Source organism: Mesorhizobium sp. SEMIA396 (assembly GCF_024518615.1).
In the GTDB taxonomy this organism is placed as follows: domain Bacteria; phylum Pseudomonadota; class Alphaproteobacteria; order Rhizobiales; family Rhizobiaceae; genus Mesorhizobium.
In genome coordinates this window covers 189400-200756 of record NZ_JANIFC010000012.1, presented here as the reverse complement: position 1 = coordinate 200756, position 11357 = coordinate 189400, and the positions used below count along the sequence as shown (strand labels likewise).

Annotated in this window: 11 protein-coding genes; 7 read left to right on the top strand and 4 right to left on the bottom strand. The window is 62.3% G+C overall.

Translation table 11 applies throughout. The features are described from left to right. Positions 1–105: 105 nt before the first annotated feature. On the bottom strand, positions 106–1020 hold the full coding sequence (locus NP503_RS26420) for a LysR family transcriptional regulator (protein WP_127267008.1): 915 nt from the start codon (positions 1018–1020) through the stop codon (positions 106–108). 151 nt (positions 1021–1171) lie between these two features. Between NP503_RS26420 and NP503_RS26415 the strand changes: the two genes are divergently transcribed. Further along, positions 1172–1813: a DUF47 domain-containing protein gene (locus NP503_RS26415; protein WP_127267007.1), complete on the top strand. Its 642-nt coding sequence runs from the start codon at positions 1172–1174 to the stop codon at positions 1811–1813. Between the two features lie 3 nt (positions 1814–1816). After that, positions 1817–2821 (top strand): inorganic phosphate transporter, encoded by a 1005-nt coding sequence (locus NP503_RS26410; RefSeq protein ID WP_127267014.1) that lies wholly within the window; start codon positions 1817–1819, stop codon positions 2819–2821. Between the two features lie 11 nt (positions 2822–2832). On the opposite strand, the gene NP503_RS26405 is transcribed toward NP503_RS26410, so the two are convergent. After that, entirely contained in the window at positions 2833–3210 is a 378-nt protein-coding gene (locus NP503_RS26405) for a VOC family protein (protein WP_127267006.1), read from the bottom strand. Positions 3211–3479: 269 nt separating this feature from the next. Here NP503_RS26405 and NP503_RS26400 point away from each other — a divergent pair, with 269 nt between their 5' ends. Next, on the top strand, positions 3480–4661 hold the full coding sequence (locus NP503_RS26400; RefSeq protein WP_127267005.1) for an Mrp/NBP35 family ATP-binding protein: 1182 nt from the start codon (positions 3480–3482) through the stop codon (positions 4659–4661). A 21-nt stretch (positions 4662–4682) separates the two neighbouring features. Here the strand turns inward: NP503_RS26400 and NP503_RS26395 are convergent, their stop codons facing one another. Further along, on the bottom strand, positions 4683–5135 hold the full coding sequence (locus NP503_RS26395) for a carbon monoxide dehydrogenase subunit G (RefSeq protein WP_013528005.1): 453 nt from the start codon (positions 5133–5135) through the stop codon (positions 4683–4685). 146 nt (positions 5136–5281) lie between these two features. Here NP503_RS26395 and NP503_RS26390 point away from each other — a divergent pair, with 146 nt between their 5' ends. The 4 genes from NP503_RS26390 (at position 5282) to NP503_RS26375 (ending at position 9959) form a co-directional block, all read left to right on the top strand. Next, positions 5282–7087 carry an IlvD/Edd family dehydratase gene (locus tag NP503_RS26390; RefSeq protein WP_023811496.1) on the top strand — a complete coding sequence of 602 codons (1806 nt, stop codon included), beginning with the start codon at positions 5282–5284 and terminating at the stop codon, positions 7085–7087. Positions 7088–7292: 205 nt separating this feature from the next. After that, a complete protein-coding gene (locus NP503_RS26385) occupies positions 7293–8111 on the top strand; it encodes a chromate resistance protein ChrB domain-containing protein (protein ID WP_127267013.1) in 819 nt (272 codons plus the stop codon). Continuing rightward, positions 8108–9496 carry a chromate efflux transporter gene (gene chrA / locus NP503_RS26380; protein ID WP_127273111.1) on the top strand — a complete coding sequence of 463 codons (1389 nt, stop codon included), beginning with the start codon at positions 8108–8110 and terminating at the stop codon, positions 9494–9496. Before NP503_RS26385 ends, chrA begins: the two co-directional genes overlap by 4 nt. A gap of 64 nt (positions 9497–9560) precedes the next feature. Continuing rightward, complete coding sequence (locus tag NP503_RS26375) at positions 9561–9959, top strand: hypothetical protein (protein WP_127271376.1); 399 nt, start codon at positions 9561–9563, stop codon at positions 9957–9959. A 45-nt stretch (positions 9960–10004) separates the two neighbouring features. On the opposite strand, the gene NP503_RS26370 is transcribed toward NP503_RS26375, so the two are convergent. Continuing rightward, on the bottom strand, positions 10005–11234 hold the full coding sequence (locus NP503_RS26370; protein WP_127271385.1) for an aromatic ring-hydroxylating dioxygenase subunit alpha: 1230 nt from the start codon (positions 11232–11234) through the stop codon (positions 10005–10007). Positions 11235–11357: the final 123 nt, after the last annotated feature.

Here is an 11357-nt window from a genome sequence, read left to right as displayed (position 1 = left end):
TGCGCGTGCCGCTTTATCGCTAAGTGCTTAAGAAACCAGAGAAAACCTCTGAAATCAATAAAGCGGTTTCGTTGTACGATAGAAATTTTCTATCGTTCCGTTCGGCTAACTCTGTCTAGCGGAACGGTTTGCGTGGAAATCGTCCGCCAGCGCCATTGCCTCGTCCAGCAGCGCCGAGACCAAAGGTGTGTGCGGTTCGCGCGGTGTCGCCACCAGGCCGACCGTGTGGCTGGCATCCGGCTCGACAATCGGAATGGCCCGGATCGGCTCGGAAAAGCCGAATGTTTCCGCAAGGTTGAGCGGCATGATCGACGACCATTTGCCGGTGCGGATGTGCGAAAACAGCACGATCATCGAATTGGATTCCAGCGTCGGTCGCACCTGCACGCCGGCTTCGGCCAGATGCTGATCGATGATGCGACGGTTCTGCATGTCTGGCGTCAACAGGCACAGCGGCAGGCTTGAGAGCTCTGCCCATGTCACTTTGTCGCGGTCGGAATAGGGATTTCCCATCGCGGTGATCAGTTGGTAGCGCTCGTCATAGAGCGGCACGCTGGTCACCCGCCCCAGCGGCTCGTTGTCGAGATAGGTGATGCCGGCATCGATGTCGAAATTGCCGAGCAGCGACAGCACCTCGATCGAGGTCCGCGACAGCACCGAAAAGGTGACGCCTGGATGCTTTTCGCGAAACGGCGTCGTCAGCCGCGGCAGCATGGCGAGCGCCGTCGGAATGGCGGCGATGCGGATACGGCCCGAAAGTCCGTGGCGCGCCGCGCGCATTTCCTCGCGCATGGTCCTGGTGTCGCCGACGATGCGGCGTGCCCACACCAGCACCTGTTTTCCCTCCGGCGTCAGCCCCTGGAAGCGTGAGCCGCGCAGGACCAGCATGACGCCAAGCTGGCCCTCCAACTGCTTGATGCCGGCCGAGAGCGTCGGCTGGGTGACGCCGCATACCTCCGCCGCCCGGCCGAAATGCTCCTCCCTGGCGAGCGCGATGAAGAATTCCAGCTTGTCGATCATGCGATCTTTCCGGTGGTTCGCTGCAAGGTCGGGGAAATCGCGCCTCACCGCAAGCGCGATGCACAATTGCCCTGCATCCACACCTTTAAGCCGGCTACCTGTTTCCCGCGGCGCGATGCGGCGCTATGTGGATGAAACTGGGAGATCGACCATGCTGGGCTGGTTCCGCAAGCTTTTGCCGCGCGAAGATCGCTTCTTCGACCTGTTCGAACGACATTCGCGCACCGTGGTCGGCGGCGCCGAGGCGCTGGAGCAGCTTCTCCAGGGCAGGGATATCGACCTCTGGTGCCAGAAAATCGTCGATCTCGAAGATGAGGCCGACCACATCACCGCGGAAGTCCTGCTGGCGGTGCGGCGCTCCTTCATCACGCCTTTCGATCGCGGCGACATCAAGGACCTGATCCAGTCGATGGATGATGCCATCGACATGATGCACAAGACGGTCAAGACGGTGAAGCTGTTCGAGCGCAAGGAATTCGATCCGCTGATGCAGGAAATGGGTGGCGTCATCGTCGCCGCCGCCAAGCTGGTGGCCGAGGCGATCCCGCTGCTCAACAAGGTCGCGACGCACACGGTGCGCCTCAACGCCATCGCCGAAGAGGTGATGCGCGTCGAAAGCCGGGCCGACGACCTGCACGAGCAAGGGCTGAAGGATCTCTTCAGGAAGCACGGCAGCAGCGATCCGATGGCGTACATGATCGGCAGCGAGATTTATGGCCAACTGGAAAAAGTGGTCGACCGCTTCGAGGACGTCGCCAACGAGATCAGCGGCATCGTCATTGAGAATGTCTAGGTGATGGAAGCCACCATTGCCTTTCCCGTGCTGGTCGGCCTCGTCGGCGTCGCGCTGTTCTTCGACTTTCTCAACGGCTTGCACGATGCCGCCAACTCCATTGCCACCATCGTCTCCACCCGCGTGCTAAGGCCGCAATACGCGGTATTGTGGGCGGCTTTCTTCAACTTCATCGCCTTCATGTTCTTCGGCCTCCACGTCGCCGAGACAGTGGGCAAGGGTATCGTCGATGTCAGCATCGTCACCCCGGCGGTCATCTTCTCGGCGCTCGTCGGCGCCATAGTCTGGAACATCGTCACCTGGATCGCCGGCATCCCGTCGAGCAGCTCGCATGCGTTGATCGGCGGCCTGGTAGGTGCCGGTGTGGCAAAGGCAGGCGTGGGCGCCATCGTCTGGACAGGGCTTGGCAAGACGGTTGCGGCAATCGTCCTGTCGCCAGCGACCGGCTTTATCCTGGCGCTCATCCTGATTTTCGTCGTCTCGTGGCTCTTCGTGCGCCAGACGCCCTTTGCGGTCGACAGTACCTTCCGCGTCATGCAGTTCTTTTCCGCCTCGCTCTATTCGCTCGGGCACGGTGGCAATGACGCGCAGAAGACCATGGGCATCATTGCCGTGCTGCTCTATTCGCAAGGCATGCTCGGCGCGACTTTCCATGTACCGCTCTGGGTTGTCCTCACCTGTCAGGCGGCACTGGCGCTCGGCACCCTGTTCGGCGGCTGGCGCATCGTCCACACCATGGGCTCGAAGATCACGCGGCTGAACCCGATGCAGGGTTTTTGCGCCGAGACCGGCGGGGCGATCACCCTGTTTGCCGCGACCTGGCTCGGCATTCCCGTGTCGACCACGCACACCATCACTGGCGCCATCATCGGCGTCGGCGCCGCCCGCCGCGTCTCGGCCGTGCGCTGGGGCATTGCCGGCAACATCGTCATTGCCTGGATCGTCACCTTGCCGGCCACCGCTTTGATTTCGGCGCTCACCTACCTGGCGGTTGGCCTGGCGAGGTGACGTAAAGAAATCTACCTGTCCACAAGGTTCAGGATGTTGCCGTCCGGGTCCTTGAACCAGGCGACCTTCATTCCGTAACCGACGTGGAGATCGCCCTCCAGCGTCAAGCCCGGCATCTGATAGTGCTCGAAGGCGACGCCCTTCGTCTTCAGTTCCTTGACGATGTTGCCGATCTCGTCGCCAACCATCCAGGTTACCGCTGTCGCCTTGTTGGTTCCGGCAAATTGAGAATGATAGACGTTGAGGGTGGTATCGCCGCTTTTGTAGACGATCAGTTCGCCGCCCTCATCGTGCACCTGTTTCAGGCCAAGCGTTCCCTCATAGAAAGCCTTGGCTTTCGCGAGATCCTTCACCGCGAGATTGGCCGTTGCATTGCTGTTTGCGAGCATGATGGTCTCCTTTCCTGGTTGTCGACCCCGTGCTGGTCACCGAAATAGGTCGCCGCGATCGTTTGACGACTGTCGCTCGACCTGATTGTTGGCCGCATCGGCGCTCGATTATCTGGAAGACGTTTGGCGCGGATGAAATCCGACAGGACCCGCCGCTTTTCCAGGCACGCCAAGGCAGCCATTGCTCCACGGCTTGGTTCTGTCCGGAAACTGCATTATCTCAGGTGCAAGCTGCATCTCAGGCGCAAGCTGCGTAAGGAAAAACTGCCATGTCCGTCACCAAGGAAATCGTCACCGAGCGTCTGAAGACGGTCAACGGGCCGGATTTCACCGGCAACATCGTCGACCTCGGCATGGTTTCGGAGATTTTCATCGCCGACGGGAAGGTCTTCTTCTCGATTACCGTTCCCGCCGCTCGTGCCCAGGAAATGGAGCCGCTGCGCGCCGCCGCCGAGCGCGTCGTCAAGACAATCCCCGGGGTCGCCGGCGCGGTCGTCGCGCTGACGGCCGAGAAGAGGGGCGGCGGCATGGAGGCGCCGGTTCCGTCGCGCCCCGCACCCAGGCCCGTTCCGCCGGCTGCGCCCGCTGCCGCCGCGCCGCGTGCGGCTCCGCACGCGCCCGCCTCGCACAGTTCGGGCAAACGTGGCGTGCCCGGTATCGAGGCGATCATTGCCGTTGCTTCCGGCAAGGGCGGCGTCGGCAAGTCGACCACCGCCGTCAACATCGCGCTCGGCCTCGCCGCCAACGGCCTGCGCGTCGGCGTGCTGGATGCCGACATCTACGGACCGTCCATGCCCAGGCTGCTCAACATCCACGGCCGGCCGCAGACCGTCGACGGCAAGATCCTGAAACCGATGGAGAATTACGGCCTGAAGGTAATGTCCATGGGTTTCCTCGTCGACGAGGAAACGCCGATGATCTGGCGCGGCCCGATGGTGATGTCGGCGCTGACGCAGATGCTGCGCGAGGTCGAATGGGGCCGTCTCGACGTGCTCGTCGTCGACATGCCGCCCGGCACTGGCGACGCGCAGTTGACCATGGCCCAGCAGGTGCCGCTGGCTGGTGCTGTCATCGTCTCGACGCCACAGGACCTGGCCCTGATCGACGCGCGAAAAGGCCTCAACATGTTCAAGAAGGTCGACGTCCCGTTGCTCGGCATCGTCGAGAACATGAGCTATTTCATCGCCCCGGACACCGGCAAGCGCTACGACATCTTTGGCCATGGCGGCGCCCGCCGCGAGGCCGAGCGCCTCGGCGTCACCTTCCTCGGTGAGGTGCCGCTCGAAATGGGCATTCGCGAAAGCTCGGATGCCGGCACGCCGGTTGTCGTCTCCAAGCCCGATGGCCCCGAAGCGAAAATCTACCGCGACATCGCCTCGAAGGTCTGGGACCGGGTCAACGAAGAGCGTGGTGCGGCTGCTGCTGCCGTGCCGAGTATTGTGTTTGAATAGCAGGCGCCGCCGTGCTGCAGCCTAGGCCGCGCCGACCTTCTCGCCAAAGCTGGAAAAAAACTGTCCAGCCAGTTTCTTCGAGGTCGATTCGATCAGGCGGCTGCCAAGCTGTGCGATCTTGCCCCCGACATCGGCCTTGGCCGCGTAGTTCAATATCGTGGCGTCGGGTCCATCCGCCGTCAGCGTCACGTCGGCGCCCCCCTTGGCGAAGCCTGCAATGCCGCCCTTGCCTTCGCCCTGGATGGTGTAGGAGTGCGGCGGCTTCAGGTTCTTCAGCGTCACTTCGCCGTTGAACGTCGCCTTGATCGGTCCGATCTTCACCACCACGGTTGCCGCCATCTCGGTCGGCGACTTCATCTCCAGGCTCTGGCAGCCGGGAATGGTCGCCTTCAAGACCTCGGGATCGTTCAGCGCTTCCCACACTTTTTGCAGCGGTGCGGCAATGCGCTCCTCGCCTTCGATCACCAAAGCCATGAAAACCTCCCGGACAAGACTGCCCGAACCCGTAACGCACGGCTCGGTGCGTGTCTATCGCACCAAAGTCCGGTTGCGACCGCACGCCCTCTTGCCTGCTCCCGCGCGTTGCCATATCGATTTGTCTTACAAATACGGAGACCATGATGGCAGGCGCCCCCACCCATAAGAAAAAATTTCGCTCGCAGGAGTGGTTCGACAATCCCGACAATCCGGGCATGACGGCGCTCTATCTCGAACGCTATCTCAATTACGGCCTGACGCGCGCCGAACTGATGTCCGGCAAGCCGCTGATCGGCATCGCCCAGACCGGCTCGGATCTGTCGCCTTGCAACCGTCACCATATCGAACTCGCCAAGCGTGTGCGCGAAGGCATCGTCTCGATGGGCGGCATTCCCTTCGAGTTTCCTTGCCATCCGATCCAGGAGACCGGCAAGCGCCCGACCGCGGCACTTGACCGCAACCTTGCCTATCTCAGCCTTGTCGAGGTGCTCTACGGCTATCCGCTCGATGGCGTCGTGCTGACCATCGGTTGCGACAAGACGACACCGGCCCTGCTGATGGCGGCGGCCACCGTCAACATCCCGGCGATCGCCCTGTCGGTCGGCCCGATGCTCAATGGCTGGCACAAGGGCAAGCGCACCGGCTCCGGCACCATCGTCTGGGAATCACGCCAGCGCCTGTCGGCCGGCGAGATCGATTATGACGAGTTCATGGATATCGTCGCCTCGTCGGCGCCGTCCACCGGCTATTGCAACACCATGGGCACCGCCACCACGATGAACTCGCTGGCCGAGGCGCTTGGCATGCAGTTGCCGGGCTCGGCCGCCATTCCCGCGCCCTACCGCGAGCGCGGCCAGATTTCCTATGAGACCGGAAAACGCATCGTCGAGATGGTGCATGAGGATCTGAAGCCGTCCGACATCATGACGAGAGAGGCTTTCGAGAACGCCATCGTCGTCAATTCGGCCATTGGCGGCTCGACCAACGCGCCTATCCATCTCAACGCCATCGCCCGTCACCTTGGAGTCAAGCTCGACAATGACGACTGGCAGACGGTCGGCCTCAATGTGCCGCTGCTGGTCAATTTGCAGCCGACGGGCGAATATCTCGGCGAGGACTACCATCATGCCGGCGGCGTGCCGGCGGTCATCGCCGAACTGATGAAGGGCGGGCTGTTGCCGCATCCCGGCGCGCGCACCGTCAACGGCAAGTCGATCGGTGAGAACAGCGAGGGCGTTGCCAACGAAAATCCCGACGTCATCCGCTCTGTCGCCAAGCCGCTGAAGGCCAATGCCGGCTTCATCAATCTTCGGGGCAATCTGTTCGATTCGGCGATCATGAAGACCAGCGGCATCTCGCCGGAATTCCGCGAACGCTATCTCTCCAACCCCAAGGATCCCGAGGCTTTCGAAGGTAACGCCATGGTTTTCGACGGGCCGGAGGATTACCACGCCCGCATCGACGACCCGGCGCAAGGCATCGACGAACACACCATCCTGTTCATGCGCGGCGCTGGCCCGGTCGGCTATCCCGGCGGTGCCGAGGTCGTCAACATGCAGCCGCCGGCCTATCTCATCAAGAAGGGCATCCACGCGCTCGCTTGCATCGGTGACGGCCGCCAGTCGGGCACGTCGGGTTCGCCCTCGATCCTCAACGCCTCGCCGGAAGCGGCGATTGGCGGCGGACTGGCGCTGCTCAAGACGGGCGATCGTGTCCGCATCGACTTGCGCAAGGGTACGGCCGACATCCTCGTCACCGACGACGAGATCACCCGGCGCCGCGCCGAGTTGCAGAACAATGGCGGCTTCCACTATCCCAAGCACCAGACACCCTGGCAGGAGATCCAGCGCGGCATGGTCGCGCAGTTCTCGGAGGGGATGGTGCTGAAGCCGGCGGTGAAATACCAGGATGTCGCGCACACCAGCGGTGTCCCCAGAGACAATCATTGATACTGAATCGACGGATGGCGGCTTGATCAAATCAGGCCGCCATCGGTTTTCCGGTTATCCTGGCCGGGTAGGTCGAGAACGGTCACCGTCCTTGACAAGCGCGCCCAACAAATCCACCATCATGACAAGGGGTGCATCGCGACGACCCCGTGAGGCGTCAGCCCAACGTTCGCGTCCAAGCTTCTCTTTTCAGGAGGTGGACGCCATGCCGTCAACAACCGCTATCACCGTACCGCAATTGTCCCGGCTCATAGGTCTGCCGGGTGCACCTGTCATCATCGATGTTCGCATCGAAGAAGATTTCGAAGCCGATCCGCGCCTGTTGCCGGCCTCGTGCCGGCGCGATTTCAAAACCGTTTCGACCTGGGCGGCCGAGTTTGCCGACAAGCCGGTGGCCGTCGTCTGTCAGAAGGGGCAAAAGCTCTCGCAAGGCGTCGTCGCATGGATGCGCCATGAGGGGATATCAGCCGAATCCCTTGAAGGCGGCTTTGAGGCCTGGCGCGATGCCGGGGGGCTTCTGGTCCGCACCGCCAAGTTGCCGCCACGCAATGAAAAGGGCGCCACCGTCTGGGTGACGCGATCCCGCCCGAAGGTCGACCGCATCGCTTGCCCATGGCTGATCCGGCGTTTCCTCGACCCCGACGCGGTGTTCCTGTTTGTCGAACCCGCTGAAGTATTGGCTGTTGCCGACCGCTTTCAGGCCGTGCCGTTCGACATCGACAATGTGTTCTGGAGCCATCGCGGCGAACGCTGCACCTTCGACACGATGATCGAGGAGTTCGGGTTGGAATCCGGGGCGCTCGATCGCCTGGCGTTGATCGTGCGCGCGGCCGACACCGCAAGCCTCGACCTGGTGCCCCAGGCGGCCGGTTTTCTGGCTGCCTCGCTCGGTCTGTCGCGTATGTACCGCGACGATTTGGAACAACTGGAAGCAGGCATGCTGCTCTACGACGCGTTCTTCCGCTGGTGTCGCGACGCCACCGAAGAAACGCACAACTGGCCCGCTGCAGGTAAACCATCATGACCATTCTTGTCCCCGACAATAAGGCGGTGACCGTCGAGCCGCCGGCTGCGCCGACCTTCGCGGAAGCCACGAAGGTCTGGGCGAAAATCGGATTGCTCAGCTTTGGCGGTCCGGCCGGGCAGATCGCGCTGATGCACAAGGAACTGGTCGAGGAGCGGCGCTGGATCGGGGAACGGCGTTTCCTGCATGCGTTGAATTACTGCATGCTGCTGCCTGGCCCGGAAGCCCAGCAACTCGCCATCTACATCGGTTGGCTGCTGCACAGGACGGCCGGTGGCCTTGTTGCCGGCATCCTGTTCGTCGTGCCGGGCGCGCTCGTCATGCTCGCCTTGAGCAGCCTGTACGTCCTCTATGGCGACATGCCGCTCGTCGCGGCGCTGTTTTTCGGGGTGAAGGCGGCGGTGCTCGCCATTGTCATCGAGGCGGTGATCCGGATCGGGCGACGCGCCCTCAAGAACCGGGTCATGGTGTCGATCGCGGTCGCGGCGTTCATTGCCATCTATGCGTTGAATGTGCCGTTTCCGCTCATCGTCCTTCTCGCCGGCCTGACGGGATGGCTGGGGGACCGCGTTGCTCCCGGCCTGTTTTCCGGCTCGGCCCATGGCAAAGACGGTGTTGCCGACTCCAAGGGAGCGGTCGACCTGATGTTCGAGCGTGGCGAACTGGCCCATGTCAAACCTACCAAATGGCACGCGCCGCGCACCCTCGCCATCTGGCTGCCGATCTGGCTCGGGCCTGTTCTTTTGATCTGGTGGTTCACCGGCTCCGCAAGCGTCTGGACCGAGATAGGCCGGTTCTTCAGCCTGATGGCTGTCGTCACCTTCGGTGGCGCCTACGCGGTGCTCGCCTATGTCGCGCAGGCAGCCGTCCAGTCCTTCGGCTGGCTGGCGCCGGGTGAAATGGTGGACGGTCTTGGACTTGCAGAAACGACGCCAGGACCGCTCATCCTGGTGCTGCAGTTCGTCGGCTTCATCGCCGCGTTCCGCCATTCCGGCTCGCTCGACCCGTTGCTTGCCGGATCGCTGGGGGCGCTGCTCACCTTGTGGGTGACGTTCACGCCCTGCTTTTTCTGGATATTCCTCGGGGCGCCCTACATCGAGGCCTTGCGCGGCAACAAGGCATTGTCGGCCGCACTGGGCGCGATCACCGCCGCAATTGTCGGGGTGATCATGAATCTGGCCCTATGGTTTGCTTTGCATGTCATCTTCCGTGAGGTGCACGCGACGGGGCTTGGCATGAACGTGCCGGTGCTTTCGTCCATCGACTGGCGTGCGGCCTTGCTATCCGTGGCCGCGATGGTCGCCATCCTGAAGCTGAAAGTCGGCATGCTGCCGACACTCGCGCTATCCGCCCTTGCAGGGGTCTTGCTGGCGGCGGCTGGTTAGACAGCACCGCCTTTGTAATCCGCTTGCCCACCACCTAAGTGGGCTGGAAACGGAAGGAAACATCATGGCCGGACGGCGCTCTTCCCTCGGCTTCCTCGGAATGTTCGGCCGTTCGGGCGACTTGAGGCAGCTCGACGATGCATTGCGCGGCGCCGATCTGCATCCAGCCCTTGTGCCGGAGGGCGTGAAGCTTACCATCGTCAACCTGATGAAGGATCGCTGGCCCGACGAGCCGCCGCCGGGCACCTATGCGTCGGTGGCACAATTATGCAGCTATTGCATCGCGGGTCCGGAAACCTTCGAGCAAGCCAATGGCCATGATCGGACGCTGGAAGCCGAGCGTCGCATCGAGGCGGCGCTTGAAACCGGCGACAGCCTCGACGCGCAGATCGTGCTGATGACGCTGCATGCCAAGCTCATCAACGCTGAAGTCGTCGACCGATACGGGCTCAGCGCGGAATGACGCGAAAGGCAAGATCTGCTTGATCCCCCGCGGCAGCCGAGCCGATCAGGCCCGGCTGATCTCCTCGAGATACCAGCCGATGTAGCGCAGTTCGTTGTATTCCATCGGCGCGATCGGTCCGGGCACGAAATAGTGCGAGCGCACGCCGCGCGCGGTGTGCTCGATGATCTTCTTGTCCTCTTCGGTGGTGACCTTCCACAGCCAGGTCAGCTTCTCCAGATCGTAGTCCTGGCCCTCGACCGCGTCGCCGCGCACCAGCCAGATCAGCTCCATCTCACAGGTACCAGCTGTTTTCGGGATGAAACGATAGATCATGCCGTGATCGGGATAACAGACGAGAAAGGTCGTACCGCCAAGATGGATCGATGTCACGCCACCATCATAGTCGGTGAAACGGCCCATCAGCGGCGCGACCGGCGAGCCGTCCTTGCTGCCGCTGGAAACGCCGTCATAGAGCGCATAGCGGAAAGTGTGGATCGCCTCCTGTCCGGCGGCCGAGTTCTGCCAGCGGTTGGCGCTGCCGATCTCGATGCCGAGCGCGCAGGTGCGTTGCTCCATCGCGGCATTGAGCTGCTCGATCATCTCGGCCGGTTTTTCCAGCGCATGCGTCTGCGAATATTCCGGATGCGCCGGCCCGCAATGGTAACATTCGACATAGTTCTCGACGGCGAGCTTCCAGTTGGCGTCGAGCGGATAGGACTGACGATACGCCACCTTGGCGTCGCCCCAGCCATATTGGCCGCAGCTCGTGCGCAGCGACTGTTCGATCGGATCGAAATCGAGCGGCGTCTCGGCGAAGGAAATGAAGACCAGCCCGGAAGCGACGCGGACATGAAGCTTCTTCAGCCCGTGCGCCGAGCGGTCGAAATCCTTTGGCATCAGGCGCGCGGCACGCAAGGATCCGTCATTGGAATAGGCCCATGCGTGGTAGGGGCACACGAACATCTTCGCATTGCCCTTCTCCTTGGTGCAGACCTCGGCACCACGGTGGCGGCAGACATTGAGCATGGCATGCACGGTGCCATCCATGCCGCGTGTCAGGATGACCGCCTCGTCGCCCAGCTTGAACAGCTCGAAATCGCCGGGGTTCGGGATAACGCTGGCATGCGCCAGGCAATGCCAGTGGCGGCGAAAGACACGTTCCATGTCGCGCTCGAAGATCGCCGGATCATGATAGAAGGCACGCACCAGGCCGTGACCTGGCCGATGAGATGCCACCAGCCGATCGATCGCGTCGCCGTCGGTGGGTGCTTGCTGGATAGGATGCACACTCATTTGTCGTTCTGCCCGATGGTTGGTCCCGGAGCAATTCCAGGAAAAGTGTGAAGCGGTTTTCTGTTCGGAATTGCGTCAAACGAAGAGCGCAATTCCAGGAAAAGTGTGAAGCGGTTTTCCGTT

Excerpts from the sequence above, each read along its gene's own strand:
- NP503_RS26420 (WP_127267008.1), bottom strand. The coding sequence starts at position 1,020 with ATGATCGACAAGCTGGAATTCTTCATCGCGCTCGCCAGGGAGGAGCAT.
- NP503_RS26415 (WP_127267007.1), top strand. The coding sequence starts at position 1,172 with ATGCTGGGCTGGTTCCGCAAGCTTTTGCCGCGCGAAGATCGCTTCTTC.
- NP503_RS26410 (WP_127267014.1), top strand. The coding sequence starts at position 1,817 with ATGGAAGCCACCATTGCCTTTCCCGTGCTGGTCGGCCTCGTCGGCGTC.
- NP503_RS26405 (WP_127267006.1), bottom strand. The coding sequence starts at position 3,210 with ATGCTCGCAAACAGCAATGCAACGGCCAATCTCGCGGTGAAGGATCTC.
- NP503_RS26400 (WP_127267005.1), top strand. The coding sequence starts at position 3,480 with ATGTCCGTCACCAAGGAAATCGTCACCGAGCGTCTGAAGACGGTCAAC.
- NP503_RS26395 (WP_013528005.1), bottom strand. The coding sequence starts at position 5,135 with ATGGCTTTGGTGATCGAAGGCGAGGAGCGCATTGCCGCACCGCTGCAA.
- NP503_RS26390 (WP_023811496.1), top strand. The coding sequence starts at position 5,282 with ATGGCAGGCGCCCCCACCCATAAGAAAAAATTTCGCTCGCAGGAGTGG.
- NP503_RS26385 (WP_127267013.1), top strand. The coding sequence starts at position 7,293 with ATGCCGTCAACAACCGCTATCACCGTACCGCAATTGTCCCGGCTCATA.
- chrA (WP_127273111.1), top strand. The coding sequence starts at position 8,108 with ATGACCATTCTTGTCCCCGACAATAAGGCGGTGACCGTCGAGCCGCCG.
- NP503_RS26375 (WP_127271376.1), top strand. The coding sequence starts at position 9,561 with ATGGCCGGACGGCGCTCTTCCCTCGGCTTCCTCGGAATGTTCGGCCGT.
- NP503_RS26370 (WP_127271385.1), bottom strand. The coding sequence starts at position 11,234 with ATGAGTGTGCATCCTATCCAGCAAGCACCCACCGACGGCGACGCGATC.